This window comes from Streptomyces sp. NPDC028910, from assembly GCF_055564955.1.
The window spans coordinates 213,823-240,386 of sequence record NZ_JBVHVF010000006.1 but is presented as its reverse complement, the minus strand read 5'-3'; the positions used below and the strand labels follow the sequence as shown (position 1 = coordinate 240,386).

Genomic DNA, 26,564 nt, shown 5'->3' with positions numbered 1-26,564 from the left:
TGTGTCGTGCTGTGTGTGCCGCTTTGCGTACCGCTTTGCGTGCTGCTGTGTGTGCTGCTTTGCGTGCTGCTCGATGTCCTGCTGATGTGCTGCTCGACGCCCTGTTGCCGTGCGTTCGATATGTCGTGCGATGTGCGGTGGGTACCCGGCCGGTGGTGCCTCGGCCGTCTCAGACCGCTGCCTTTTTCAGGCGGCGGCGCTCGCGCTCGGACAGGCCGCCCCAGATGCCGAATCGCTCGTCGTTGGCGAGGGCGTACTCAAGGCATTCGGAGCGGACTTCGCAGGCGAGGCAGACCTTCTTGGCCTCGCGGGTGGAGCCGCCCTTCTCGGGAAAGAAGGATTCGGGGTCGGTCTGGGCGCACAGAGCGCGCTCCTGCCAGCCGAGCTCCTCGTCCGCCTCCTCGACCAGCAGTTCCTGAAACAGCTCGGTCATGTGCGCCCCTCGCTCTGTTCGTGCGTCCCCGTGGTCATGTCGTCACTGATCGCTACGTAACGACACGAGTGAAATTACAAGTGCGTGGCTCCGGCGCAGTCAAGCCGAGATCTGCTATTGGGCCCCTTATTCACTCTGCGGAACCAAGCCTATGCAGAAAGTGTTCATATCGCCAAAAATCGTGACACATGCCACAGGCGCCCCGAGATGCCGCCTTACTCCTCATCCACGTGTCACTCGCAGGTGGGGTTGCGATCCGGCCAAAGAAGCGGCGCAGATCACATTCCGGTTACGAGATGGCGCGACGGGTTTAAGGCGCCACCCGGCGTGGGCCCTGGCACAGCGCCACATCCCCGACCGCGGACTGCACAAACCTTTCTCCGCGCACAGCAACCGGATGAGGTGAAACTTTTGCCCCAAACCGGACATTGGGTTGACAGTCAAGCCCCCGACCCGTTCTCCTTGCTTGCATGTCAGCGCCCGCAGCCACCACCCGGACCCCCATTCGTGGGTTCCTGTGCGCTGCCCAGGTTCGCTGTTGCTGTTGCAGCTGTTGATGCCCGCGGAGCCCCGGCTCCCCTGAGCTCCGGCCCGTCCCCCAGCAACCGCCAGCACGACTGACATCCGTCGAGGTAACCCCACGATGAACAGCACCACGCACAGCGCTACCCCCACCGCGACCGCCGCTCCCGCCGCTCCCGCCGCTCCTGCGGTCGTCGAGAGCGACCTCCAGATCGGCGGCGACATCCTCGCCGTCCAGCACCTGCTCCAGCCCGCCCGCGAACACCCGGCCACCGTCGCCGAGTTCGCCGGTCTCGCCCGCTCCATCGCCGAGGACCGCGCCTCCTGGGAGCACCTGGTCCAGTACGACGCCACCACCCGCTGGTACCACCGGCTGCGCACCGGCCCCGGCTACGAGGTCTGGCTGCTCAGCTGGGTCCCCGGCCAGGGCAGCGGCCCGCACGACCACGGCGCCTCCTCCGGCGTCCTGACCGTGCTGGAGGGCGAGCTCACCGAGCACACGCACCGCGGACGGCTCACCCACCGACCCGGCGCCCAGCGCGTCTTCGCCCCCGGATACGCCCACGAGGTCGTCAACGACACCCTCGACGGCGCGGTCAGCCTGCACGTCTACTTCCCCGGTCTGACCGAGATGCCGATGCACAGCTGCTCCCCGGCCGAATCGGAGACCGTACCCGCCTGACCCCGATCGGCCTGACAGTCCCACCCGTCGCCCGGCCACCACCCCTCAAGGCACAGCCTGCGGCTGACAGTCCCACCCGTCGCCCGGCCACCACCCCTCAACGGACAGCCTGCGGCTGACAGACTGTCTGCATGCGCATTGTTGTTCTGGCCGGCGGTATAGGCGGCGCCCGGTTCCTCTCCGGACTCAAGTCGGCGGTTCCCGACGCGGACATCACGGTCATCGGCAACACCGGTGACGACATTCACCTCTTCGGGCTCAAGGTGTGCCCCGACCTGGACACGGTGATGTACACCCTCGGCGGTGGCATCAACGAGGAGCAGGGCTGGGGCCGCAGCGACGAGTCCTTCACCGTCAAGGAGGAGCTCGCGGCGTACGGGGTCGGGCCCACCTGGTTCGGCCTCGGCGACCGCGACTTCGCCACCCACATCGTCCGTACGCAGATGCTCGGCGCGGGCTACCCGCTGAGCGCCGTCACCGAGGCGCTCTGCGACCGCTGGCAGCCCGGGGTACGGCTGCTGCCCATGTCCGACGACCGGGTCGAGACCCATGTCGCGATCACCGAGGCCGGCACAGGAGAGCGACGGGTCGTCCACTTCCAGGAGTACTGGGTCCGGCTGCGCGCGGCGGTGGACGCGGAGGCCGTCGTACCCGTGGGGGCCGAGCAGGCCAAGCCCGCGCCCGGCGTGCTGGAGGCCATCGCCGCCGCCGACGTGATCATCTTCCCGCCGTCCAACCCCGTGGTCTCGGTGGGGACGATCCTCGCCGTGCCCGGCATCCGGGAGGCCGTGGCCGCCGCCGCGGCGCCGGTCGTGGGTCTGTCCCCGATCGTCGGGGGCGCACCCGTGCGCGGCATGGCCGACAAGGTGCTGGCCGCGGTGGGCGTCGAGTCCACGGCCGCGGCGGTCGCCCGGCACTACGGGGCCGAGCTGCTCGACGGCTGGCTGGTGGACACCGCCGACGCGGACGCCGTCGCCGAGGTGGAGGCCGCCGGGATCACCTGCCGCGCGGTGCCGCTGATGATGACCGACCTGGCCGCCACCGCGGAGATGGCCCGGGCCGCGCTGGAACTGGCGGAGTCCTCGCGGTGACGCCGGGGCACGCGTCCGGCGCGCACGGCCCTTCGTACGAGGTACGGGCCGTCGAGGGGATACCGGAGGTCCGGCCGGGCGACGACCTGGCGAAGCTGATCACGACGGCCGCACCCGATCTGCGCGACGGGGACGTCCTGCTCGTCACCTCGAAGATCGTCTCCAAGGCCGAGGGCCGGATCGTGGAGGCGGACTCGCGCGAGGACGCGATCGACGCGGAGACCGTACGGGTCGTCGCGCGCCGGGGCCCGCTGCGGATCGTCGAGAACCGGCAGGGCCTGGTGATGGCGGCGGCCGGGGTGGACGCCTCCAACACCGCCCCCGGCACGGTGCTGCTGCTGCCCGAGGACCCGGACGGCTCGGCGGCCGCGATCCGCGCGGGGGTGCGCGACGTGCTGTCCGTGGACGTGGGCGTGGTCGTGACGGACACCTTCGGGCGGCCGTGGCGCACCGGGCTGACGGACGTGGCGATCGGCTCGGCCGGGGTGCGGGTCCTGGACGACCTCCGCGGGGGCACGGACGCGCACGGCAATCCGCTGAGCGCGACGGTGGTCGCGACCGCGGACGAGCTGGCCGCCGCCGGCGACCTGGTCAAGGGCAAGGTGGCCGGGCTGCCCGTGGCCGTGGTGCGCGGGCTGGCCCACGTACTGGGCGAGGGCTCGTCGGCGCGGGACCTGGTGCGTACGCCGGCCGAGGACATGTTCCGGCTGGGCACCTCGGAGGCGGTACGGGAAGCGGTGACGCAGCGCCGTACGGTACGGGCCTTCACGGCCGAGCCGGTGGACCCGGGCGCGGTGCGGCGGGCGGTGGCGGCGGCCGTGACGGCCCCGGCTCCGCACCACACGACGCCGTGGCGGTTCGTACTGCTGGAGTCCGAGGCCGCGCGGGTGCGGCTGCTGGACGCGATGCGGGACGCGTGGATCGCGGATCTGCGGGCGGACGGCAAGTCCGAGGAGTCGGTGGCGAAGCGGGTGCGGCGCGGGGACGTGCTGCGGGCCGCCCCCTATCTGGTGGTGCCGTGTCTGGTGACGGACGGCGCACACCACTACGGGCATGCCCGGCGGGACGCGGCGGAGCGGGAGATGTTCGTGGTCGCGATGGGCGCGGGCGTGCAGAACCTGCTGGTCGCGCTGGCCGGGGAGCGGCTGGGGTCGGCGTGGGTGTCCTCGACGATGTTCTGCCGGGACGTGGTGCGCGAGGTGCTGGAGCTGCCGGAGGACTGGGACCCGATGGGGACGGTCGCGGTGGGGCACGCCGCGTCGCCTCCGGCGGGGCGGACGGGGCGCGACCCGGAGGATTTCATCGAGGTCCGCTGAACGCCTGGCGGCGACTGCGGCGGCTGCGGTGGCGGTGCGCGGCGGTGGCCGCGCCGCCGCGTTGTCAGAGGCGGCCGATGTCGGTGCGCGGCATGCGGGGCACGCGGCGGGGCGGGGCGTGGCCCGCGAGGAGGATGAGGCGGGCGGCGCGGTGGCGCTGGCCGGCGTACGGGGCGAGGAGCTCCAGCATGACGGCGTCGTCGGCGTCGCGGTCGCCGGCGAGGGCGTAGCCGACGATGCCGGGGAGGTGGAGGTCGCCGGTGGTGACGGCGTCGGGTTCGCCGTTGCTGCGCTGGAGGGTTTCGGCGGAGGTCCACGGGCCGATGCCCGGGACGGCCTCCAGCCGTCGCGCGGCCTCGGGCAGAGCCATGGCGGCCGCCTCCTCCAGCCGGTTCGCCACGCGGGCGGCGCGGACGATGGTGGCGGAGCGCTTGGAGTCGACCCCGGCCTTGTGCCAGTCCCAGGACGGGATCTGGGTCCAGGTGCGGGAGCTGGGCATCACGTGGAGGCCGAGGTCGAGCGGGCCGGGAGCGGGCTCGCCGTACTGCCGTACGAGGCGGCGCCAGGCGCGGTAGGCCTCGTCGGCGGTGACCTTCTGCTCCAGGACGCTGGGGATCAGGGACTCCAGGACCAGGCCGGTACGGGTCAGGCGCAGGCCGGGGCGGCGGCGGTGACTGGCGTGCACGAGGCGGTGGCGGGGGACGAAGACGGCGGGGTCGTCGCCGGCGCCGAGGAGTGCGGGCAGTTGTTCGAGGAACCAGTCCGCGCCGGGACCCCAGGCCTCGGCGTGCACCTCGTGGCCGTGGCCGGCGACGCGGAGGGTGGCGGGGCCGGCGGGAGTCCGGCTCGTCTTCCAGAGCGAGCCGTCGGGGGTCGTGCGGAAGGTGGGGTCGGCGGAGCCGCGTCTGAGCGGGCCGAGCGTGAGGCCGAGGTCGACGGGGCCGTCGGGAACCCACCGGCGCTCCTTGGCCCCGGCCGCCCGCGCCGGGCGGCCGAGGCCCGGGGGCACGTCGGTGCGGCCGCCGCGCACTGCGGTACGGGTGAGGGGATCGAAGCGGCCGGCCATGCCCTGAGCGTAGCCCTGCGGGCTGTCAGATCAGTGAGGGGAGCGTGCCGCGAGGCCGCTGTCCCAGCCAGAACGCGGCCGAGGACGGTAGGGGCTGGTCCGGTGGATCGTGGGGCAGGAGTTCGGTGGGGGCGATGTAGCCATGGACGTCGTGAGGGGCTGACCATCGGGCGTTCCTCTCGACCAGGTTCGAGCGGGGCTATACGAAGTACGCGAATTCGGCTTTGAGCTGGCGTCGGGTCTTGACCACCCGCAGCGCCTCGGGGTTGGCAGCCGGTTTGGTCGAGCCGGTACCTCCGTACAGGGGGCGCAGGATGACCGTGCCGCCACGTCGGTCGGTGTAGATCCAGTGGCCGCCGCCTGGGCCGTCTTCGACCAGGTCACCGATCTGCGCTCTGCTCACTGGGCACCTCCGAATACAGGGCTGATGTTGTCCAGGGCCGTGGACCACTCGACTCCCCCACCGGCGGGGCGGATGTGAGCGATGCGGATCGTCCGGGCGGATGCCCACTCCTCGCTCACCTCCCTCAGGTCCCCGCATTGACCTGAGGCGATGTCGCGTACCTGCGTGCCGGTGAGCGGATGATCGACGGTGCGGCGTTCGTGGCCGCGGACCGGTCCCAGGACCGGGCGGTCGGTCACCGGGCCCACTCCTGGATCCGGATGGCGCTGATTTCCATCGGGTGCGCGGGGCGCAGGTGCTCGGGGGTCGCGATCCACTCGCGGCCACCGCCGAGCGGGCGTACATACGCGGAGCCCGGGAAGGCGTCGGCGGGGGTGCCGTACCGGGCGAGGACACCGACGGCCAGGTGCTCGGGGGCTTCCATGGCGCGGACTATCGTGCCCGGCTCGGGCCAGAGGGGGCGGGGCAGCGCGATGGCGCGGGGGAATCGGTTCTCGTGGTCCTCTAGCTGCGTCATACCATCGCCGCCGCCCTGGGTGTCGTAGTCGCTGTGTGGTCTTGTCCCAGCTCCCTCGCGGAGGTGTGAGGGCGGGGCAGGACCGGTGGGACCGGGCCGAAAGGAGGGGGACCGGCCCCCGGGGTGAGGTGCCGTATCCCATGCAACGGCCGGACCGCCCTGCAGGGCGAGGAAAAAACAGGGGTGGCCTGGTCGCAAGCACCGGAAATTCATGACGGGGCGATCCGAACGAAGCCCTGCACGCGGGATGACGGTCTCGCTACGGTGAGTTGGTGACCGGGAATGTCCGCCTCCAGGCCCACATGGACGAACACGCGTTCCAGCAAGAGCAGTTGGCTCAGAGAGTCAATGAGGTGCTTGTGGCCGCCGCGCATCCGGGCAGCGTGAGTGACCGGACGGTGCGCAATTGGCTGACCGGAAAAACCGGCTGGCCTCAACAGCGCCAGCGTGACGCCCTCGATGCAGTATTCGGATGCAGCGCCGAGTGCCTCGGGTTCAAGCGCCCGGTCCGGCAACCCGCAACAGCACCATCCCCGGAGGACGACGTGCACCGCCGCACCTTCTGCACCCTCACCGCTGGTGCCGTCGCCGCAACCAGTGTTGTTCCTCTCCTGGCCGTACGTCATTCGGTCGGCATGTCGGACGTGATCCGCTTACGGCAAGGGATGGGCACCCTGACCGCGCTCGACCAAGCTCGCGGCGGGCATGGGGCCCTGGAGAAAACCGCGCTCGCTGGGGCGGTCGAAGCTATCGGCTTGCAGCAGCGGGCTGCATCGCAGACCGTCCGGCTACGGCTGTTCTCGGTGGCCTCGCACTACACGGCCACCGCAGGCTGGTCATGCATCGACGCCCGGCAGCTCGACCGTGCCCGCGTCCACCTGGCCGAGGCGCTCCGGCTGGCGGGCATGGCCCAGGACCCCATGGCGCAGATGCGGGTGTGGAATTCGACAGCGATGCTGGCCCACCAGCGCCACGACTACGGGGAAGGGATCGCCGCCTCGCAGGCCGCGCAGACCACCACCGCCGCCCGCCGCGATCCGTTGTGCTCCTCGCTCGCCCACGCCCGGACCGCGATCGGCCACGCCTCCCGCCACGACCGGCAGGCGGCCCTCCGCTCCCTCGGCTACGCCGAGGACGCTCTCGCCAAAGCCGATCCCGGCGCCCCACGGCCGCCATGGATCGGCTTCTACGGACCGGCGGAGCTGGCCGCGCTCACCGCGATCGTCCGCGGCCTTCTCGGTGAGCCTGCACACGCCGAAGCTGCTTCACACCGGGCTCTGGCGGCACTGCCCATCCACTACCGCCGGAACCGGGCCATGACCATGGTCCAGCTCGCCCTCGCCCAGCTCCACCAAGGCGACACCGAACGGGCCTGCGCGACGATCGGGGAAGCTTTCGAGCTCATGGCCGGTGACCCGCTCCCGGGGCGTCTGCGCACCGTGATCGGAGACTTCCATCGAGCGCTGTTCACCCTTGCCCCCTCCGCTCAGGCAGCCCGAGAGTGGGCCGACCGATACCGCACCGAATGGAGTACCCCGTGACCCATGCGCCCGAGCTGCGCCACTACGCCCACGCCGACCTTCCTGAGATCCGGCAAACCCTGTTGGACGTGCACGCGGATGCGTACGCGGACCGCATCCACGAGGAGTTCGTGCAGCGGTTCCCGTGGTTCGTGGACCACTGGGGCGGTAACGCCGGCTTTTCCTGCGTGATCGCATGGGAGGGAGATGTGCCGGTCGGGTTCTCGTACGGCGCCCCGGCAGCCCGAGACCGGGAGTGGTGGCAAGGGCACCTCGACACCCCGCCGGCTGACCCGGCCACGTTCTCCGTGTCGGAGCTGATGGTTCGCCCGAAGTGGCGCAAGACCGGCCTGGGGCCGCGTCTGCACGATGCGCTCCTCGGCGGCCGCCCGGAGGCGTGGGCGGTACTCACAGTGGACACCAATCGCCCGAGGCTCCAGGCCATGTACGAGGTGTGGGGGTACAGGAAGATCGGCGAGCAGCAGCCGTTCGCGGACTCGCCGGTCTACGCGGTGATGCTGCGAAACCTGCGCGCCCGCTGACCGGACCGGACGCCCCGGGCTCCGTACTGGAGGCCGGGGCGGACCGGCCCGGGGACGCTGGGTCGCAGGGTCGCAGGGTGTACCGGAGCTACGGGCGGCCCTGGAGTTTGGCCGATGAGGTGCGGGTGGTGCCGAGCTTGGCGTAGAGCTTCGCGCCCGGGCAGGCGGTGGCGAAGCCGTCGCGGTGGCCCGAGATGACGTTCAGCTTCACGTTCGTGCCCTTGGCGTAGAGGTTGCCGCCGCCCGACTTCAGGGTCGTCTTCGCGCGCGGGTCCCGGCCGAAGAGGCCGAGCTTCCAGGCCGTGAGGCGGGCGACCGCGTCGACCGCCACCGCCGGCGGGGCCGTGGAGGAGTAGGAGCCGAGGACCGCGATGCCCATGCTGTCCGTGTTGAAGCCCATGGTGTGCGCGCCGAGCACCGGCTTGGACACTCCGCCCGCGCGGCCCTCGTAGACCGTGCCGCACTTGTCGACGGCAAAGTTGTAGCCGATGTCGCGCCAGCCGCTGCTGATCACGTGGTAGCGGTACAGGCTGCGGATCACCGCCGGGGCGTCCTTGCAGGCGTAGTTGTTGCCGGAGGCGCTGTGGTGGACGAAGGCCGCCTTCACCGTGTTCGTGTAGACGAAGGCCTTCTCGCGCAAGGACTCGTCCGCGCCCCATCCCTTGCGGGTGACGATCCGCGGGCGCGGGCCGATGAACGGGGCGGCCGCCGCGGTCAGCTCGCCGTCGCTCGCGAAGACCGCGTCGGCGGTGGAGTCGGCCTTGTTCAGCTCGGTGATCTCGTTCGCGCCGAGCGGGGCGTGCGGGACGTTCGCCGCGGAGGCCTCGGCCATCTCCATCGACATGCCCGGCACCACCACCTCGCCCTTGTCGTCGCCGTCGTCGTCGGGGCCCGAGTTCTTGCCGTCCCCCGTCCCGGCGGGCTGCTGCGTACCGGGGTCGACGAGCTCGATCCGCAGGCCCGAGGGCAGCCGGGCCCCCGCGCGGTCGGCCGGGGCGCCGGGTTCCGCCTGGACGCGGACCTCCACGCCGTCGGACTCGCCGACCCACAGCGGGGCGGTGGCGCCGCGGACGCGGCCGGACTCGCGTTCCACCGCGTCGAGGTCGGCCGCGTGCTCGCTGTTGTGGGTCTCGACGTCCTGCCAGTCGGACCAGGTGGCGGTCCGGGTGGAGCGGGTACGGACCTGGACTCGGCCGTGGAGCTCGGTGGCGGCGTCGTCCCAGACGACGCCGACCAGCGAGAACGTCTTGACTTCGCGGGCGGTCAGGCCCCGGGTCTCGGGCCCGCGGGGCGAGGCGCTCATGCCGGGGACGCCGGGAGTGCGGTCCACCGCGGGTCCCAGGGGGACGAGCGGCAGGGACTGGGTGGACCCGGCTGGGGTCACGGGGGCGACCGCGCCCAGGGGAGCAGCGGCCAGGGCCGGAGTGGGGAGCACGAGGGGCAGGGACAGTGCGGCGGCCGTCGCGACGCCGATCGAGGAAGCAAGGAATCCACGCATGAAAAGGATGGTGAGCACCCGCACCACCCGGCGCCATCGGAGAACTGACGCCCCGTCTGCTCCGTGCGGTGTGGCTCCTCCCCCGTACGGAGGATCCGGCGGCCGCCGTACGGGGGAGGGGCCCGCGTACGCTGTGCCGGGTGAACGCCACTGACCGCACCCCTGCCGACCTGCTGCGATCCGCGCTCGCCGCCGATCCGGGCCGCCCGCTCGTCACCTTCTACGACGACGCCACCGGCGAGCGCGTCGAATTGTCCGTCGCGACCTTCGCCAATTGGGTGGCCAAGACCGCGAATCTGCTCCAGGGCGACCTGGGGGCCGAGCCCGGGGACCGGCTCGCGCTGATGCTCCCGGCGCACTGGCAGAGCGCCGTCTGGCTGCTCGCGTGCGCCTCGGTGGGCGTCGTCGCCGAGGTGGGCGGGGACCCGGCCGGCGCCGACCTCGTGGTGAGCGGGCCGGACGCGCTGGAGGAGGCCCGGGCCTGCTCCGGCGAGCGTGTGGCGCTCGCGCTGCGGCCGCTGGGCGGGCGGTTCCCGCAGCCCCCGGCCGGGTTCGCGGACTACGCGGTGGAGGTGCCGGGGCAGGGCGACCGCTTCGCCCCCTTCGCCCCGGTGGACCCCGAGGGCCCCGGGCTGATCGTCGGCGGCGAGGAGCTCTCGTACGCGGCGCTCGTGGCCCGGGCCCGCGAGGACGCGGCGAAGCTCGGCCTCGGCGCGGGCTCGCGGGTGCTGACCGGACTCGGCTACGACACCTGGGACGGGCTCTCGGCCGGGCTCTACGCCCCGCTGGCGGCGGGCGCGTCCGTGGTGCTGTGCCGGAACCTGGAGCAGCTGTCGTCGGACGCGCTGGCCCAGCGGATCGAGAGCGAGCGCGTCACCCACACCCTCTGATCGGTCCCGGACTCACGTCACCCGCACTGGTCAACACCAGGAATGGGCGATTTGTCACCCGTATGGCCCTAGACACGACCCTGTCCCCGGGCCGCTGCCGCGCCCCGGGGGCATGATCGGCAGTGGCCGTACCCACTCGTGCGGCCCGTTGCACGAGCAGCGAGGGGACGGACGCGAGTGACCGACAGGGCAGGCATACCGGGCGGCACCGAAGCGGCCGGGGGCACTCAGCGGCCCCCGCGAAACCGCCGGCGCCGCCTGCTGCGCTGGATCGGCCTCGGGGTGGTCTTCCTGGTACTGGCGGGGGCGGCCACCGGCTGGTGGCTCTACAACAAGCTCGACGGGAACATCACCGAGGACACCTCGGCGGCGGCCGAGCTGAACCGCTACGAGCGCGATCGCCCCGCGTACATCGCCACCGGCGCCCAGAACATCCTGCTGATCGGCTCGGACTCGCGCTCCGGCAAGGACAACTCCCGGTACGGGCAGGACCAGGGCACCCAGCGCTCGGACACCACGATCCTGCTGCACCTGCCGCGGGACCGCAGGAGCGCGACCGCGGTGTCGATACCCCGGGACCTGATGGCCGAGATCCCCGCCTGCCTGAAGGCCGACGGGAGCCGCACCGACGAGCAGTTCGCCCAGTTCAACTGGGCGTTCCAGTGGGGTGGGGCCGCCTGCACGATCCGTACGGTGGAGAAGCTCACCGGGATCCGGATCGACCACCACATGGTGATCGACTTCGACGGGTTCAAGAAGATGGTCGACGCCATCGGCGGGGTGGAGGTCTGCCTCAAACAGCCGGTGAACGACTCCGAGGCCAAGCTGAGGCTCGCCGCGGGGCGGCAGACCCTGCGGGGCGAGCAGGCGCTCGGCTTCGTCCGGGCCCGCTACAGCCTGGGCGACGGCAGTGACACGGAACGGATGGAGCGCCAGCAGCAGTTCCTCGGCTCGCTGGTCAAGAAGGTGCAGAGCAACGGGGTGCTGCTCAATCCGGGCCGGCTGTACCCGTTGCTGGACGCGGCGACCTCCTCGGTGACCACGGACCCGGCTCTGGCCTCACTGCGCGGCCTGTACGAACTCGTAAGGGGCGTGAGGCACATACCGACCGATCAGGTCAAGTTCCTGACCGTGCCCCGCCGGCCCTACGCCGCCGACCCCAACCGGGACGAACTGGTGGAGCCGCACGCGGCGCGGCTGTTCCGGCAGCTGCGGATGGACGAACCGGTGACGGTCGCCCCGCCCGAGCCCGCGACCTCACCCGAGCCCACGCCCGAGCCCACGCCCGAGCCGAGCGGGACCGCCGGGGCCGGGACACCGACCGCGGAAGCGACCGGGACCGCGGAAGCGACGGCTACCGCGACCGGATCCGACACGGACGGGGGCACGGCCGGCGAGGGAACCGTCACACCCCCCGCACCCGTCCCCACCTTTACCGGAACCACGGCAGGGAACGCCGACTGCCGGTAAAGCAATCCCAAAAGCCGGTGACCGAACCGAGTGGGATGGGCAGTTCGCCCCGTTATAAGGCGAGTGGAATTTGTCACCAGCATGGTTTGCGGCCGAACAGGGCGGATAAGGTGAGCGATCCGGTGCCCGGCCGGACCAGAGACCGGGCGCCAGCAGCCGGATCGTTGACCGCGCGCCCCGGGGGAGGCGCGTCGCGAAGCACCGACGGAGGATTCGAGCAACCGTGGATGCGCAAAGCCGTGGGCGGGCAGACGAGATCGACCCCGCAGACCAGTGGGTGCTCAATCCCCGCACCGGCCACTACGAACTGCGACTGGGCGACTCCGCTGCGCAGCAGCGGCCCAAGGTGGTCCCGCCCCGCAGATCGCCGTCGGCCCCCGCTTCCCCCACCGCCCCCTCCCCCGGCGTACCGAGGCCGCGGCGCGGCGACGGCCCGCCCGGCGGCCGGCGCGGTGGCCGTTCCCGCAAGGCCCAGGGCGGCGGACGCCGCAAGAAGGCGCTGCTCATCACCAGCGGGACCCTGGCGTTCCTGCTGGCCGGCGGCGCGGTGGCGGCGTACCTCTACTACGACCACCTGAACGGCAACCTCAACGTCACCGACGTCGCGGGAGCGGGCACCGGCGGTTTCAAGAAGGACCAGGCCATCAACATCCTGGTGATCGGAACCGACAAGCGCACCGGCGCCGGCAACGAGAAGTACGGGGACAAGGACAGCGTCGGCCACGCCGACACCACGATCCTGTTCCACGTCGCGAAGGACCGGTCGAACGCGACCGCGCTGTCCATCCCCCGCGACCTGATCGCCAACATCCCGGCCTGCCCGACGAAGCAGCCGGACGGTTCGACGAAGACGATCGCACCCACCAAGGGCACCCGCTTCAACAACAGCCTGGGCCAGGAGGGCCGCGACGCGGGCTGCACCATGCGCACGGTCAAGGAACTCACCGGGATCGAGGTCGACCACTTCATGATGGCCGACTTCAACGCCGTCAAGACGCTGAGCTCGGCGGTCGGCGGAGTACCGGTGTGCCTGGAGAAGGCCGTGAACGACAAGGACGGCTCCCAGCTCAACCTGGGCCCCGGCGAACACAGGCTGGCCGGCGAGGAGGCCCTCGCCTTCGTCCGTACCCGGCACGGCTTCGGCAACAACAGCGACCTCGACCGGATCAAGATGCAGCAGCAGTTCCTGGGCTCGATGATGCGTCAGATGAAGTCGCAGGAGACGCTGACCAGCCCCAAGAAGTTCTTCTCCCTCGCGGAGGCGGCCACCAAATCGCTGAGCGTGGACTCGGGGATCGGCTCCATCGCCAAACTCACCGACCTGGCGGGTGAGCTGAAGAACATCGACATGAAGAACATCACCTTCACCACCATGCCCGTGCTCGACAATCCGGCCGAACCGCCCGGCAAGAAGGCGACCGTCATCGTCAATGCGGCCCTGGCCGATCCGCTGCTGCAGATGATCCGGGGGGACGTCTCGCTCACGGAGGTCGAGAAGAAGGAGCAGGCCTCCAAGGAGGCGGCCGACGCGGACGCGAAGGCCAAGCAGGACGCGCTGCTCCAGGGCAACCGGGCGCCCGCGGCGGACGTACGGGTGAACGTCTACAACGGCGGCGGCCCCAGTGGCGCCGCCTCCACCACCCTGAACTGGCTGCAGAACACCAAGGGCATGAACAAGGCGAGCAACCTCGGCAACGCGCCCGCGAAGGTCGGCGCCACGCAGCTGGAGTACGCGCCCAACCAGGCCGACCAGGCGCGGGCGCTGGCGGACGCGCTGGGGCTGCCGGCCACCGCGCTGAAGATGGGGACGGCGGACGCGGCGGCGAAGACCCCGATGAAGCTGACGCTGGGGCCGGACTTCCAGCAGCCGGGCGCCCCGCTGGCGGCCCCGGCTCCGAAGGAGTTGCCGAAGGACGTGCAGCAGGTCCAGGCCGACAAGGCGATCTGCGCCAAATAGCGGGACCGGGCCGGTAGTACACCGGCACGACATCGACCAAGATCGACCACGAAGGACTTTGAGGGGGGACGTGTGAGGCACAGCAGCGTGCGGGGGGAGGGGGCGGACGCCCAGGCCGCCGAGGACATACCCGGCGGCGGAGCGGACGCGCCCGCCGCGGTGCCCCCACCGCGGGGCGGCTCCAGAGCGGCACGCCGAGCGGCCGGCGGCCGTCCCACCAGACGGGGCCGACGGCGCGTGCTGCGCTGGGTGTCCTCCGTCCTGTCGCTGCTCATACTCGGAACGGCGGCGGCCGGTTACCTGTACTACCGCCACCTGAACGGCAGCATCCAGACGGACGCGCTGAACCTCGGCGAGAACAAACTGGGCGGTTCCAAGCCCAACGCCTTCGGGCAGACCCCGCTGAACATCCTCCTCATCGGCTCCGACGCGCGCGACGACGAGGAGAACCAGGCCCTGGGCGGGGGCAGGAACACCTTCGGCAGCCCGCCGCTGGCGGACGTGCAGATGCTGCTGCACCTGTCCGCGGACCGCAGCAACATGTCCGTGGTGTCGATGCCGCGCGACACGATGCTGATGATGCCCAAGTGCACCGAGCCGAACGGCAAGGTGCACCCCGCCAGCAAGGGGCTCGTCCAGACCAACGAGTCGCTCCAGCGCGGCGGACCGGGCTGCACGGTCGCCGCCTGGACCGAGCTGACCAAGATCCCCATCGATCACTTCATGATGATCGACTTCAAGGGCGTGGTCTCGATGGCGGACGCCATCGGCGGCGTCCCGGTCTGCGTCCAGGAGAACGTGCACTCCCTCACCCGCGACGGCAAGGGCTCCGGCCTGAAGCTGCCCAAGGGCGAGAGCGTCATCCAGGGCGAGACGGCCCTGCAGTGGCTGCGCACCCGTTACGGCTTCGAGGACGGAACCGACATCGGCCGCACCCACGCGCAGCACCAGTACATGAACTCGATGGCCCGTGAGTTCCGCAAGAACGCCAAGCTCACCAATCCGGTGAAGCTCAACAGCCTGGCGCAGGCCGCCATCGAGGCCATGGTCGTGGACAGTGGCCTCAACAAGATCGACAAGCTGTACGACCTCAGCATGGAACTCAAGAAGGTCCCGCCCGGGCGGATCACCATGACCACCATGCCGTGGGTCTACAGCACCAGGCCCGGCATGGACGGCCGGGTCGAGCCCATGGCGGGCGAGGCCGAGGCCCTGTTCCGGATGATCCGCGAGGACATCGCGCTCGACGGCAAGGGCTCCGGAACCCCCACGGACGCCGCCTCCCCGTCGGCCGCCCCCGGCACGCCGAGCGCCCCGGCTGCGGCGCCGACCACCGCCCAGGCCGCGCCCCCCGCGAAGATCGCGATCGGCGTCCGCAACGCCACCGGCGGCAAGGACGGCGCCCAGGCCAAGGTCAAGCTCCGGGCGACCGAGGTCGCCGCCCTGCTGGTCGGCAAGGGCTTCACCAAGGCCACCGCGGACACCCTGACCGGGGCCGAGGACACCACGGTGATCCGCTTCGCCGGTGAGCACCACGCGGCCGACGCCGCCGCCCTCGCCACCGCGCTCGGCCTGCCCGCGACCTCCGTCCAGAAGTCCGACCAGGTCACCGGGATCGTCCTGTTCGTCGGCAAGGACTGGCGGACCGGCGACGCGCCGACCCCGCCGCCGGCGGCCCCGACCAAGGCCCCGGACTCCGCCCACGCGCTCAACGGCGACAACGACAAGGCGTGCATGGCGATCCAGCCGGGCTTCACCTGGTAGTGCGTACGCCGAAGGGGCCCGGTGTGGCGGCCGCGATCCTCGCAGCTTCCGCGCCGGGCCCCTTCGTACGTCGCCTGTGGGGTTCTCAGACCTGCGAGCTGTCCCGGTGCACGGCCGGGCGGCGGCTCGCGATGACCTTGTTCGCCAGCGCGCGCGGGCTGGTCAGGAAGCCGAAGCCCCAGCACAGGTGCATGGTCGCCAGGGCGACGGGGATCTGCGCCCGGGCCTTCAGCGGCAGCCCCTTGCCCGCCGGTACGGAGCCCACGGCGATCGCCGCGAGGTAGCCGGCCGGGACGGCGAAGCCGAGGGGGGTGACGCTCACGCCCACGGCCACGCCCGCGGCGATCGCGCAGACGAGGGCCGGCGGGGCCAGGTAGCGCAGGTTGATGGAGCCTGCGTGGTAGCGGGCCACCACGTGCCGCCACCGCCCGTAGTCCTTGTACTGCTTGGCCAGGGCCCGTACGGAGCGCCGCGGGCGGTACTGGACCTTCAGCTCCGGCGAGAACCAGATCAGACCGCCGGCTTCGCGGATGCGGAAGTTCAGCTCCCAGTCCTGGGCGCGGATGAACTCCTCGTTGTAACCGCCCTGCTGCTCCAGCGCCTCGCGGCGGAAGACACCGAGGTACACGGTCTCGGCCGGTCCCGCCTGGCCGCCGGTGTGGAAGGGCGCGTTGCCGACGCCGATCTTCGAGGTCATCGCGGCGGCGACGGCCTCTTCCCAGGCGTTCTCGCCCTCGGCGTGCATGAGGCCGCCGACGTTCTGCGCGCCGGTCTCCTCCAGGAGGCGGACGGCGGTGGCGATGTAGTTCGGCGAGAGCATGCCGTGGCCGTCGACGCGTACCACGATCGGGTGACGCGAGGCCTTGATGGCGGCGTTGAGCGCCGCCGGGGTCCGGCCGGTGGGATTCGGGACGGTGTGGACTCGGGAATCCTCGGCGACGAGTTCGGCGGCGATCTCGTCGGTGCGGTCCGTGGACGGCCCGAGTGCGATCACCACCTCCATCTCGCCCGCGTACTCCTGTTCCAGGATGTGGCGGACGGAATCGCGGAGGTAGTGCTCCTCATCGAGCACCGGCATGATCACCGAGACTGCGGGCTGCTGGGCGGGCATGTGGTCCTTCAAGGTCGGGTATCGGTGTCACGTTACCGCGTACGGGGGAACCGGGTGCGCGCCGAGTGATCGGTAAGGACAGCGGACGATCGTATGGGCCTACTGTTCTGTCGAATCAGCCGGCTGGGCCGCCTACGACCCGGCCCGTCCGTCGACCGGTCTCACTGCTGCCCCCGCGGAGGTGTCCACCGTGCCCCAGCCGCACCGTCCCACCCGTCCCGCCGGGCCGCCCCAGCCGCAGCGCGCACGGCGCGGCGGCGGCGGTGGTCCGGCCCGGCGCCGGGGTGAGCGACCGCGGTGGGGCCTGCGGCTCGCGGCCGGGCTGTCGGCGGTGGTGCTGGGGTCCGGGGCCATCGGGCATGCCGTGATGACCGGCCTGGACACCGGGATCGAGCGGGTGGACCCGTTCAAGGACATGAAGAACCGCCCGCAGGCGGGGCACGGCCTCAACTTCCTGCTGGTGGGCACCGACGGCCGGGAGAAGATCAGCCCGGAGGAGAAGCGCGAGTACCGCCTGGGCGGGGCGCCCTGCCACTGCACGGACACGATCATGCTGGTGCACCTGTCGGCGGACAGGGAACGGGCGAGCGTGATCAGCCTGCCCCGCGACAGCTACGCCGAGGTGCCCGCGCACCGGGACCTGGTCACCGGGAAGGCGCACAAGGCCCACCCCCTGAAGCTGAACGCCGCGTACGCGGAGGGCGGGCCGAACCTGACCGTGCGGACCGTCGAGAACATGACGCGGGTGAAGATCGACCACTACCTGGAGGTCGACTTCACCAGCTTCATGAAGACGGTCGACGCGATGGGCGGCGTGGACATCTGCACGGCCAAGACCATGCGCGATGCCAACACCGGCCTCGACCTGCTGCCCGGCACCCACCGGCTGAGCGGCGGTCAGGCCCTGCAGTACGTGCGCTCGCGCCATGTCGACGGGGCCTCCGACCTCGGCCGGATGCAGCGCCAGCAGCGGTTCGTCGCCGCCCTGATCAAGCAGGCGACCGGGGGCGGGGTGCTGCTGAACCCGGTGAAGTTCAAGGAGGTCAGCTCCACCCTGCTCGGCTCGGTGCGGGCCGACCGGGGCTTCGGATCGGAGCAGATGCTGGCGCTCGGGCAGGCGATGCGGGACTTCACCCCGTCCTCCTCGGAGTTCGCCTCGGTCCCCATCGGCAGCCCCTCGCACCGGGTCAAGGGCATCGGGTCCACCGTCAAGTGGGACGAGCCCAAGGCGGCCAAGCTGTTCGAGGCGCTGCGCGAGGACCGGCCGCTGGCCCCGGTCCGGCCCGCGAACGCCGCCGCCGGCCGGCCCGCTGCGGTGCCGGTGGACGTGCCCCCGCAGCAGGTCCGCGTCCAGGTGGAGAACGGGACGCGGATCGACGGGCTGGGCGGGCGGGTCGACACGGCGCTGCGCGCCACCGGCTTCGACACCACCCGGGCCCCGGGCAACGGCGCCAGCCGCGACGTCAAGCGCACGGTGATCACGTACGACCCGCGCTGGGACCGCTCCGCCCGGTCGGTGGCGACCGCCCTGCCGGGCAGCGAGCTGAGGGCGGTGCCGGGCCAGGGGCGGACGGTGCAGGTGATCGCGGGCACGGACTACCGCAGGGTGGTGCCGGTGCGCGCGGAGGACCCGTACCAGGGCGCCTTCGGGGTGGTCACCGGCGACCAGGTGGTCTGCGGCACGTGAGGAACCGTCAGTCGCCGGTCGCCGGTCGCCGGTCGCCAGTGGCCGGTCGTCAGTGGCCGGTCGTCCGTCATCGGTCGCCGGTCGCCGGTGGCGGGTCGTCAGTCGTCGAAGCCCTGGGCCGCCCGCTCCTCGCGCAGCGCCATGATCGCCTGGCGGCGGGCGAGCCGGTGGGTGCGGCGGATCTGGGCCTCCTGGTAGCGCCGCTCGTCCTGTTCCGTCTCCGGGAGGACGGGCGGGACCTGGCGGGGCTTGCCGTCGGCGTCCACCGCCGCGAAGACGAGGTAGGCGCTGCCGACCTGGGTGGCGGGGGTGGACTCGTTCCACCGCTCCGCGAGGACGCGTACGCCGATCTCCATGGACGAGCGGCCGGTCCAGTTGCACTGGGCCTTCACGTGGACGAGGTCGCCCACGCGCACGGGCGCGAGGAAGGCCATCTCGTCCATGGAGGCGGTGACCGCCGGGCCGCCGGAGTGGCGCCCGGCCACGGCCCCGGCCGCGTCGTCCACCAGCTTCATGATCACGCCGCCGTGCACCGTGCCGAGGAGGTTGGTGTCGTTGGCGGTCATGATGTGGCTGAGGGTCGTACGGGAGGCCGCGGTCGGCTTCCCGGGCAGCTCGCCCGGTATCTGTGTCATACGGACACCTTAGATCCGTACCGGAGGCATCAGCTCTGCAACAGCACCGGTACGGATCCCGCCCCGGGCTGTCGGACGATACGCCCGGCCAGGCATCCTTGGGCGCATGAATGACTGGCCTGAAGGTCGTGACGACGCGTACGGACGCGGCAGCGCGCAGCCGCAGCCCGAGGGTGTGCAGCGGATGCGGCACATCCAGCGGCAGCCGCAGCCCCAGCAGCCGCCGCGGCCCGCGGCGCGGCCCCCGCGCCCGGAGCGGCCGGCCGGTCCTGCGCCGGCGTACGGCGGCGTGCCCCCGCAGCAGACGCGGAGCCCCGACACGTACGGCGGTTACGACAGCGGTTACAACACCGGCCAGGTCTACGGGGCTCCCTCGGGCGGCGTCCCGGGCGGGCCGGGAGGTCCCGGCGGGCCGTCGGGACCGGGCCGCCCCGGGCGGGCCCCCGGCTCCGCCCCGGACTGGCGCAAGCGGATCAAGGTCGGCTCGATCCTGCTGGTCTCCGCGCTGCTGGTGACCTCGGTCGCCACCTACTTCTGGGCCGACTCCAAGGTGCGCCGCGAGGTGGACCTCTCCAAGGTCATCGAGCGCCCCAAGGAGGGCGACTGCACGACGTACCTGATCGTGGGCTCCGACAGCCGCGAGGGCATGTCCGCCGAGGAGAAGAAGAAGCTCCACACGGGCTCGGCCGAGGGCAAGCGGACCGACTCGATGATGATCCTGGCGAAGTGCTCCAGCGGGAACACCATGATCTCGCTGCCGCGCGACTCGGACGTGGAGATCCCCTCCTTCGTCGGCTCCCAGTCCGGCAAGACGTTCCCCGCGCAGGGACGCCGGGTCAAGCTCAACGCGGCGTACGCGGAGGACGGCCCCGAGCTGCTGGTGCGCACGGTGGAGCACAACACCGGTCTGCGCATCGACCACTACGCGGAGATCGGCTTCGCCGGCTTCGCGAACATCGTGGACGCGCTGGGCGGTGTGGAGCTCGACATCGAGGAGGGCTTCAAGGACGAGAAGTCGGGCGCCGACTTCAAGGCGGGCAAGCAGACGCTGAACGGCGAACAGTCGCTGGCGTTCGTACGGACCCGCTACGCCTTCGCCGAGTCGGACCTGCAGCGGACGAAGAACCAGCAGAAGTTCCTGGCGGCGCTGGCCGGCCAGGCGGCCACCCCGTCGACGGTCCTCAACCCCTTCACCCTGTACCCGACGCTGGGCGCGGGCCTGGACACGCTGATCGTGGACAAGGACATGGGCCTGTACGACATGGGTCAGATGTTCTTCGCGATGAAGGGCGTCAACGGCGGTGACGGCGTTTCGATGAACATGCCGATCTCCGGCCAGCGCGGCGGCAACCTCGTCTGGGACAAGGCGAAGGTGCAGCAGCTGGTGAAGCAGATCCAGAACGACGAGAAGGTCACCGTCCGCGGGAACTGACCGCGGCGGTGCTCCCTCACCGGACCGTCACCCGGGCCCTCACCGGACCGGCGCCCGGGCCCTGACGGGGCCCGGGCGCCGGTGGCTGGTCAGGCGTCCGGGGAGAAGCGGATGGCGGCGTCGGGCAGCCTCGCCTCGCACCACACCCGCGCGCCGGCGCGCAGTTCGTTGTCGGCCCCGACCACGGCGCCGTCGCCGATGACCGCGCCGTCCAGCACGGTCCGCGCGCCCACCGAGGCGCGGGCGCCGATCAGGCTGGCGCTCACCTGGGCGTCCGGGCCGATGACCGCGTCGGCGAGCACGATGGAGCCCTGGACGACCGCTCCGGCTTCGATCCGGGCGCCGGCGCCCACGACGGTGCCTCCCGACAGCTTGGCCCCGGCCGCCACCTGGGCTCCGGGCAGCACCAGGGACTCGCCGCGGCGTCCGGGAACCGCCGGGGAGGAGACCACGCCGCGGACCAGGTCGGCGGAGGCCTGGATGATGGACTCGGGCTTGCCGAGGTCCATCCAGTAGGTGTTCTCGGTGACGCCGTGCAGGGTGGCCCCCGCGGCGAGCAGGCCGGGGAAGGTCTCGCGCTCGACGGAGACCGGGCGCCCGGCCGGGATGGAGTCGATCACGCTGCGGCGGAAGACGTAGCAGCCGGCGTTGATCTGGTCGGTGATGATCTCCTCGGGGGTCTGCGGCTTCTCGGTGAAGGCCAGCACCCGCCCCTCGGAGTCGGTGGGGACCAGACCGAAGGCGCGCGGGTCCTCGACCCGGACCAGGTGCAGGGAGACGTCGGCGTCGGCCGCTTGGTGGGATTCGACGAGCCCGGCGATGTCGAGGCCGGTGAGGATGTCGCCGTTGAAGACGAGGACGGAGGAGTCCGGACCGCCCGTCAGGCGCTGCCCGGCGTTGCGGATGGCTCCGCCGGTCCCCAGGGGCTCGTCCTCGACCACGTACTCCAGGCTGAGGCCGAAGTCGGATCCGTCGCCGAAGTAGGGCTCGAAGACCTCGGCGAGGTAGCAGGTGGCCATCACGATGTGCGTGACACCGGCGGCGGCGGCCCTGGCTATCTGGTGGGCGAGGAACGGGACGCCGGCCGTGGGGACCATCGGCTTGGGCGTGTTGACCGTCACGGGACGCAGGCGCGTCCCTTGTCCGCCGACCAGCAGGATCGCTTCCGTCATTGCGTTCTCCCCAACCGATTCCGGCGTACGAAGGTCCAAATTTAGCCCATGCAAGTGCCCCGCATGGGCGCGCGCGGCTTGATGTGTGCGTCCGCCTGCGCCGCAGGCCAGGGCCTCAGGAGGCGAACGGGTTCGCGTGGCCGGGCAACTGCTGCCCCGGGCGCAGGAACCGCTGCACGCCCTGCTCGTCGCGGACCGCGAAGAACCCGGCGTCCGTCAGGCGCCGGGCTATCTTCTCCCGGCGGATCGCCCCCGCCTTCAGCGCCACGGCCAGGAACAGCGCGAGCCCCCCGCCGGAGGCCACCGCCCCGACCGGCGAACCGGTGGTGAGCAGGATCGCGGTCAGGACCGCACAGGCGAGGTAGCCCGTCACCTTCTGGCGCTTGTCGGCGACGTGACGGGCCATGAGGTCGAAGGCGATGAGGTCCTTCAGCACGGCCGCGGCGCCGGCCGCCTCGGGGAGCGGCTTCAGGGATCCCGGCGCCAGCCCCGGCACCGTCCCGCCGATCCCCGCCTGCGGATGGGCGGTGAGGGTGGCCGCCTCGCGGGCGCGCGCCTCGGGGCTCGCGTCCCGGTACATCCGCAGGAGGATGAGCGAGTTCTTGTACCCGGTGGCATGCGCCGCCGGCCGCTTCACACGTGGCCCCCGGCCGGGCGCCGGGGGCCACGTGTTCCGGCGGGGTCGGGCCCTACGGCAGGTTCCTCGCCATGACGATCCGCTGGACCTGGTTCGTTCCTTCATAAATCTGGGTGATCTTGGCGTCGCGCATCATGCGCTCCACCGGGTAGTCGCGGGTGTAGCCGTAGCCGCCGAGGAGCTGGACGGCGTCCGTGGTGACCTCCATGGCCACGTCGGAGGCGAAGCACTTGGCCGCGGCGCCGAAGAAGGTCAGGTCGGCGTCGACGCGCTCGGACTTGGCGGCGGCCGCGTAGGTCAGCTGGCGGGCGGCCTCGATCTTCATGGCCATGTCCGCGAGCATGAACTGCACGCCCTGGAAGTCGCCGATCGGCTTGCCGAACTGCTTGCGCTCCTGGACGTAGCCCTTGGCGTAGTCCAGGGCGCCCTGCGCGATGCCGAGCGCCTGGGCCGCGATCGTGATGCGGGTGTGGTCCAGGGTCTTCATCGCGGTGGCGAAACCGGTGCCCTCGGCGCCGATCATGCGGTCGGCGGGGATCCGGACGTTGTCGAGGTAGACCTCGCGCGTCGGGGAGCCCTTGATGCCGAGCTTCTTCTCGGGCGCGCCGAAGGAGACGCCTTCGTCCGACTTCTCGACGACGAAGGCGGAGATGCCCTTGGAACGCTTCTCCGGGTCCGTGACGGCCATGACCGTGTAGTACTCGGAGACGCCCGCGTTGGTGATCCAGCGCTTGACGCCGTTGAGCACCCAGAAGTCCCCGTCGCGCACGGCGCGGGTCTTCATGCCGGCGGCGTCGGAGCCCGCGTCCGGCTCGGAGAGCGCGTACGAGAACATCGCGTCGCCCTTGGCGAGGGGGCCCAGGTACTTGGCCTTGAGCTCCTCGGAGCCGGAGAGGATCACCGGGAGCGAGCCGAGCTTGTTGACGGCCGGGATGAGGGAGGAGGACGCGCACACGCGGGCCACCTCCTCGATCACGATCACGGTGGCGAGGGCGTCGGCGCCCGCGCCGCCGTAGGTCTCGGGCACGTGGACGGCGTGCAGGTCGCTGGCGACCAGGGCGTCGAGGGCCTCCTGCGGGAAGCGGGACTCCTCGTCGACCGCGGCGGCGAACGGCAGGATCTTCGCCTCGGCGAGCGAGCGGACCGACTCGCGGAGCATGTCGTGCTCCTCGGCCGGGCGGTACAGGTCGAAGTCGGCAGAACCCGCCAAGATCTCTCACTCCCCAGGGTGATGCGTGATGCTAACTACCGTTAAGTAACCCAAGCTTAGTGGGCCGGTCACGGATGGCGATATGGACGGCCTACGTGAGTTGCGTGACAGCGGTGGCGAGGGTGGTGCCCTCCTGGGGAACGTCCCCGCTGGTGCGCCCGACTATGCTCAGTGGCCGCAAACGGCCCCGCACCTCTGGAGCACCCATGGCCCCCCTCAGGATCACTGTGATCGGCACCGGCTACCTCGGCGCGACCCACGCCGCGGCGATGGCGGAGCTGGGCTTCGAGGTGCTGGGGCTGGACGTGGTGCCGGAAAAGATCGAGATGCTGGCGTCGGGCCGCGTGCCGATGTACGAGCCCGGGCTGGAGGAACTGCTGGCCCGGCACGTGGCCGGGCTGCCGGGAGCGACCGGGCGGCTGCGGTTCACGACCTCCTGGGAGGAGGTCGGGGAGTTCGGCGACGTCCACTTCGTGTGCGTGAACACTCCGCAGAAGCACGGTGAGTACGCCTGCGACATGTCCTACGTCGACTCCGCGATGGCCTCGCTGGCCCCGCACCTGACGCGGCCGGTGCTGGTGGTCGGCAAGTCCACGGTGCCGGTGGGCTCGGCGCAGCGGCTGGCGGCGAAGCTGGCGGAGCTGTCCCCGGCGGGCGAGGACGTGGAGCTGGCCTGGAACCCGGAGTTCCTGCGGGAGGGCTTCGCCGTGCAGGACACCCTGCACCCGGACCGGATCGTGATCGGCGTGCAGGGCGAGCGCGGCGAGAAGCTGCTGCGCGAGGTGTACGAGACGCCGATGTCGGAGGGGACCCCGCTGGTGGTCACCGACTTCCCGACCGCCGAGCTCGTCAAGACCGCCGCCAATTCCTTCCTCGCCACCAAGATCTCCTTCATCAACGCGATGGCGGAGGTGTGCGAGGCCGCCGGCGGTGACGTGGTGAAGCTGGCGGAGGCCATCGGCTACGACGAGCGGATCGGCGCGAAGTTCCTGCGGGCCGGGATCGGTTTCGGCGGCGGCTGCCTGCCGAAGGACATCCGGGCCTTCATGGCGCGCGCGGGTGAGCTGGGCGCCGACCAGGCGCTGACCTTCCTGCGGGAGGTCGACTCCATCAACATGCGGCGGCGCGGGCACATGGTCGCGCTGGCGCGCGAGGCCGTGGGCGGGTCGTTCCTGGGCAAGCGGGTCGCCGTGCTCGGAGCCACCTTCAAGCCGGACTCGGACGACGTGCGGGATTCGCCCGCGCTGAACGTGGCCGGGCAGATCCACCTCCAGGGCGGCCAGGTCACCGTCTACGACCCCAAGGGCATGGACAACGCCCGGCGCCTCTTCCCGACGCTGGAGTACGCGGACTCCGCGCTGGCGGCGGCCCGGGGGGCGGAGGTCGTCCTCCACCTGACCGAGTGGCGCGAGTTCCGGGACCTGGATCCGGCGGAGCTGGCGGCCGTCGTGACGGACCGGCTCGTCCTGGACGGCCGCAACGCGCTGGATCCCTTGCGGTGGCGGGCGGCGGGCTGGACGTACCGCGCGATGGGTCGCCCGCGGGCCTGATCCCGCTGCGCGGAGCTCCCGGGCGCGCTGCCCGGACCCGCGACCCCGGCCCCCTGGCGGGGCCGGGTGCGGCGCCGCTGCCGGGGGCGCTGCCCCCGGCCCCCCGCGCCTCAAACGCCGGCGGGGCTGGGTTTGCGCGGCGGCGCTGAAAGATCGGGGCTCCGCCCCGGACCCCGCGCCTCAAACGCCGGCGAGGCTGAGTTCGACGGACGGAGTCCGGCGCAGCGGGACGAAGCCCGGGAGGCCCGCCAGGGGCGAGGGGGGCGTCAAGCGGGGTCGGGGTGGCGGTGGTGGGCGGCGCGGGCGGTGAATTCTGCCTCGCGCAGGACTCGCTGGGCGTTGCCCCAGGTGAGCAGGGCCAGCTCGGACTCCGGCCAGCCGCGTTCCAGGAGCTCCGCGATCAGCAGCGGGTAGCCCGAGGCGTCGGTCAGGCCGGCCGGGCGGGGGGTGCGCGGTTCGGCGCCGAAGCCGGCTCCGAGTCCGACGCCGTCCGGGCCCACGATGGCCCGTACGTGGTCGAGGTGGTCCGCGACCGTGTGCAGGGAGTCCCCGGTGCGCGCGCTGTCGAAGGTGACCATCGCGAGGCCGTTCGCCTCCCGCAGCGCGACCAGGACCTCGTCGGACACGTTCCCCGGATACGGGTTCAGCGAGGCCGCCGCCGTGTGGGAGATGATCACCGGGGTCTTGGAGGCCGCCGCTAGCTGGCAGGTCACCTCCGGCGGGCACCCGGCCACGTCCAGCACGATCCCCAGCCGGTTCGCCTCCCGGACCACCTCGTGGCCGAAGGCCGTCAGGTCCTCCCGCGCCCAGGGCGCTCCCGCGGGCGCGAAGATCCGTACGCCCAGTGCGTGGAAGGCGTGCAGCGCGCTCAGCGAATCGGTCAGCGAACGGCCCGGCACGGGGCCGAGGACGCAGGCGATCCGGCCGCGGTTGCGGGCGTCCGCCATGTCGTCGGCGCTCAGCGCGAGGCACATGTCGTCGGGGTAGCGGCGCAGCAGGGCCAGCGCCACGTCGATCTGTTCCAGGGTGTCGGACACCACCTGGTCGGCGGCCGCGGCCTCGCTCGGGGTGAGCAGCGACCAGAACTGGGCGCCCACTCCCCCGGCGCGCAGCCGTGGGATGTCGGTGTCGATACCGGCGTCGGGGGTGTCGATGTCGTGGTACGGGCTCTGGCGCAGGGTCCAGACGAGTGTGTTGCAGCCGTCCGCGACGGGATGCACGGACAGCAGCGCGGCGGCCCGGTCGAGGGCGCCGGTCAGCATGGTGGGTGCGGGCAGGTCTTCCGCTCCGATACCCACGGAGTGTGGTTCATCCTGCAGGTCGGCCATGGCGTTCGCTCCGGTCTCGGCGGCAGCAGGGAGAGATGCTGCCACCGTGACATGGGGGACGCATGGGTCGCCCGGCGGGTGTGGCATTCGGGTGTCATCCGCAGGTCGCACCCGCTCGCCCCACCCGCCGG

At 71.7% G+C, this 26,564-nt stretch carries 23 protein-coding genes; 12 read left to right on the top strand and 11 right to left on the bottom strand.

Annotation, left to right across the window (positions count from 1 at the left end; genetic code table 11):
• Nucleotides 1-169: 169 nt before the first annotated feature.
• On the bottom strand, nucleotides 170-433 hold the full coding sequence (locus tag ACZ4TV_RS11645) for a WhiB family transcriptional regulator (RefSeq protein WP_003983763.1): 264 nt from the start codon (nucleotides 431-433) through the stop codon (nucleotides 170-172).
• A gap of 643 nt (nucleotides 434-1,076) precedes the next feature.
• Here ACZ4TV_RS11645 and ACZ4TV_RS11640 point away from each other — a divergent pair.
• The 3 genes from ACZ4TV_RS11640 (at nucleotide 1,077) to ACZ4TV_RS11630 (ending at nucleotide 4,044) form a co-directional block, all read left to right on the top strand.
• Nucleotides 1,077-1,637, top strand: a complete 561-nt coding sequence (locus tag ACZ4TV_RS11640; RefSeq protein ID WP_468133268.1) for a cysteine dioxygenase — start codon at nucleotides 1,077-1,079, stop codon at nucleotides 1,635-1,637.
• Between the two features lie 131 nt (nucleotides 1,638-1,768).
• The gene (gene cofD / locus ACZ4TV_RS11635) at nucleotides 1,769-2,728 is read left to right on the top strand and encodes a 2-phospho-L-lactate transferase (protein WP_468133266.1); all 960 of its coding nucleotides are present in this window, start codon (nucleotides 1,769-1,771) and stop codon (nucleotides 2,726-2,728) included.
• Nucleotides 2,725-4,044 carry a coenzyme F420-0:L-glutamate ligase gene (locus ACZ4TV_RS11630; protein ID WP_468133264.1) on the top strand — a complete coding sequence of 440 codons (1,320 nt, stop codon included), beginning with the start codon at nucleotides 2,725-2,727 and terminating at the stop codon, nucleotides 4,042-4,044. Before cofD ends, ACZ4TV_RS11630 begins: the two co-directional genes overlap by 4 nt.
• Before the next feature lie 64 nt (nucleotides 4,045-4,108).
• On the opposite strand, the gene ACZ4TV_RS11625 is transcribed toward ACZ4TV_RS11630, so the two are convergent.
• From ACZ4TV_RS11625 to ACZ4TV_RS11615, 3 genes are all read right to left on the bottom strand, one after another.
• On the bottom strand, nucleotides 4,109-5,110 hold the full coding sequence (locus ACZ4TV_RS11625; RefSeq protein WP_468133262.1) for a DNA-3-methyladenine glycosylase family protein: 1,002 nt from the start codon (nucleotides 5,108-5,110) through the stop codon (nucleotides 4,109-4,111).
• 199 nt (nucleotides 5,111-5,309) lie between these two features.
• Nucleotides 5,310-5,513: a hypothetical protein gene (locus tag ACZ4TV_RS11620; protein WP_468133260.1), complete on the bottom strand. Its 204-nt coding sequence runs from the start codon at nucleotides 5,511-5,513 to the stop codon at nucleotides 5,310-5,312.
• A gap of 235 nt (nucleotides 5,514-5,748) precedes the next feature.
• Nucleotides 5,749-6,030, bottom strand: coding sequence for a hypothetical protein (locus ACZ4TV_RS11615; protein ID WP_468133258.1), 282 nt, complete (start codon nucleotides 6,028-6,030; stop codon nucleotides 5,749-5,751).
• 272 nt (nucleotides 6,031-6,302) lie between these two features.
• Between ACZ4TV_RS11615 and ACZ4TV_RS11610 the strand changes: the two genes are divergently transcribed.
• Nucleotides 6,303-7,571, top strand: coding sequence for an XRE family transcriptional regulator (locus tag ACZ4TV_RS11610; protein WP_468133256.1), 1,269 nt, complete (start codon nucleotides 6,303-6,305; stop codon nucleotides 7,569-7,571).
• Entirely contained in the window at nucleotides 7,568-8,092 is a 525-nt protein-coding gene (locus ACZ4TV_RS11605; protein ID WP_468133254.1) for a GNAT family N-acetyltransferase, read from the top strand. The genes ACZ4TV_RS11610 and ACZ4TV_RS11605 overlap by 4 nt, the downstream gene beginning before the upstream one ends.
• 88 nt (nucleotides 8,093-8,180) lie before the next feature.
• Here ACZ4TV_RS11605 and ACZ4TV_RS11600 read toward each other — a convergent pair whose 3' ends face one another.
• The gene (locus ACZ4TV_RS11600) at nucleotides 8,181-9,590 is read right to left on the bottom strand and encodes a peptidoglycan recognition protein family protein (RefSeq protein ID WP_468133252.1); all 1,410 of its coding nucleotides are present in this window, start codon (nucleotides 9,588-9,590) and stop codon (nucleotides 8,181-8,183) included.
• Nucleotides 9,591-9,730: 140 nt separating this feature from the next.
• Here ACZ4TV_RS11600 and ACZ4TV_RS11595 point away from each other — a divergent pair, with 140 nt between their 5' ends.
• The 4 genes from ACZ4TV_RS11595 (at nucleotide 9,731) to ACZ4TV_RS11580 (ending at nucleotide 15,671) form a co-directional block, all read left to right on the top strand.
• Nucleotides 9,731-10,480, top strand: a complete 750-nt coding sequence (locus ACZ4TV_RS11595) for a TIGR03089 family protein (RefSeq protein ID WP_468133250.1) — start codon at nucleotides 9,731-9,733, stop codon at nucleotides 10,478-10,480.
• Nucleotides 10,481-10,657: 177 nt separating this feature from the next.
• Entirely contained in the window at nucleotides 10,658-11,950 is a 1,293-nt protein-coding gene (locus ACZ4TV_RS11590) for an LCP family protein (RefSeq protein ID WP_468133248.1), read from the top strand.
• 223 nt (nucleotides 11,951-12,173) lie between these two features.
• Nucleotides 12,174-13,907, top strand: coding sequence for an LCP family protein (locus tag ACZ4TV_RS11585; protein ID WP_468133246.1), 1,734 nt, complete (start codon nucleotides 12,174-12,176; stop codon nucleotides 13,905-13,907).
• 72 nt (nucleotides 13,908-13,979) lie between these two features.
• Nucleotides 13,980-15,671 (top strand): LCP family protein, encoded by a 1,692-nt coding sequence (locus ACZ4TV_RS11580; RefSeq protein ID WP_468133244.1) that lies wholly within the window; start codon nucleotides 13,980-13,982, stop codon nucleotides 15,669-15,671.
• An 85-nt stretch (nucleotides 15,672-15,756) separates the two neighbouring features.
• On the opposite strand, the gene ACZ4TV_RS11575 is transcribed toward ACZ4TV_RS11580, so the two are convergent.
• On the bottom strand, nucleotides 15,757-16,782 hold the full coding sequence (locus tag ACZ4TV_RS11575) for a glycosyltransferase family 2 protein (RefSeq protein ID WP_468133242.1): 1,026 nt from the start codon (nucleotides 16,780-16,782) through the stop codon (nucleotides 15,757-15,759).
• Nucleotides 16,783-16,972: 190 nt separating this feature from the next.
• On the opposite strand from ACZ4TV_RS11575, the gene ACZ4TV_RS11570 reads away from it, so the two are divergent.
• The gene (locus ACZ4TV_RS11570) at nucleotides 16,973-18,469 is read left to right on the top strand and encodes an LCP family protein (RefSeq protein ID WP_468133240.1); all 1,497 of its coding nucleotides are present in this window, start codon (nucleotides 16,973-16,975) and stop codon (nucleotides 18,467-18,469) included.
• Nucleotides 18,470-18,567: 98 nt separating this feature from the next.
• Here the strand turns inward: ACZ4TV_RS11570 and ACZ4TV_RS11565 are convergent, their stop codons facing one another.
• Nucleotides 18,568-19,104 (bottom strand): acyl-CoA thioesterase, encoded by a 537-nt coding sequence (locus tag ACZ4TV_RS11565; RefSeq protein ID WP_030659854.1) that lies wholly within the window; start codon nucleotides 19,102-19,104, stop codon nucleotides 18,568-18,570.
• Nucleotides 19,105-19,210: 106 nt separating this feature from the next.
• On the opposite strand from ACZ4TV_RS11565, the gene ACZ4TV_RS11560 reads away from it, so the two are divergent.
• On the top strand, nucleotides 19,211-20,536 hold the full coding sequence (locus ACZ4TV_RS11560; RefSeq protein WP_468133238.1) for an LCP family protein: 1,326 nt from the start codon (nucleotides 19,211-19,213) through the stop codon (nucleotides 20,534-20,536).
• A gap of 89 nt (nucleotides 20,537-20,625) precedes the next feature.
• On the opposite strand, the gene manB is transcribed toward ACZ4TV_RS11560, so the two are convergent.
• From manB to ACZ4TV_RS11545, 3 genes are all read right to left on the bottom strand, one after another.
• Nucleotides 20,626-21,708, bottom strand: a complete 1,083-nt coding sequence (gene manB / locus ACZ4TV_RS11555) for a mannose-1-phosphate guanylyltransferase (protein ID WP_468133236.1) — start codon at nucleotides 21,706-21,708, stop codon at nucleotides 20,626-20,628.
• 115 nt (nucleotides 21,709-21,823) lie between these two features.
• On the bottom strand, nucleotides 21,824-22,345 hold the full coding sequence (locus ACZ4TV_RS11550) for a hypothetical protein (protein ID WP_468133234.1): 522 nt from the start codon (nucleotides 22,343-22,345) through the stop codon (nucleotides 21,824-21,826).
• Between the two features lie 52 nt (nucleotides 22,346-22,397).
• Nucleotides 22,398-23,555: an acyl-CoA dehydrogenase family protein gene (locus ACZ4TV_RS11545; protein WP_393749150.1), complete on the bottom strand. Its 1,158-nt coding sequence runs from the start codon at nucleotides 23,553-23,555 to the stop codon at nucleotides 22,398-22,400.
• A gap of 206 nt (nucleotides 23,556-23,761) precedes the next feature.
• On the opposite strand from ACZ4TV_RS11545, the gene ACZ4TV_RS11540 reads away from it, so the two are divergent.
• Nucleotides 23,762-25,105 carry a UDP-glucose dehydrogenase family protein gene (locus tag ACZ4TV_RS11540; RefSeq protein WP_468133232.1) on the top strand — a complete coding sequence of 448 codons (1,344 nt, stop codon included), beginning with the start codon at nucleotides 23,762-23,764 and terminating at the stop codon, nucleotides 25,103-25,105.
• A gap of 266 nt (nucleotides 25,106-25,371) precedes the next feature.
• Here the strand turns inward: ACZ4TV_RS11540 and ACZ4TV_RS11535 are convergent, their stop codons facing one another.
• On the bottom strand, nucleotides 25,372-26,403 hold the full coding sequence (locus ACZ4TV_RS11535; RefSeq protein ID WP_468133230.1) for a membrane dipeptidase: 1,032 nt from the start codon (nucleotides 26,401-26,403) through the stop codon (nucleotides 25,372-25,374).
• Nucleotides 26,404-26,564 lie beyond the last annotated feature (161 nt).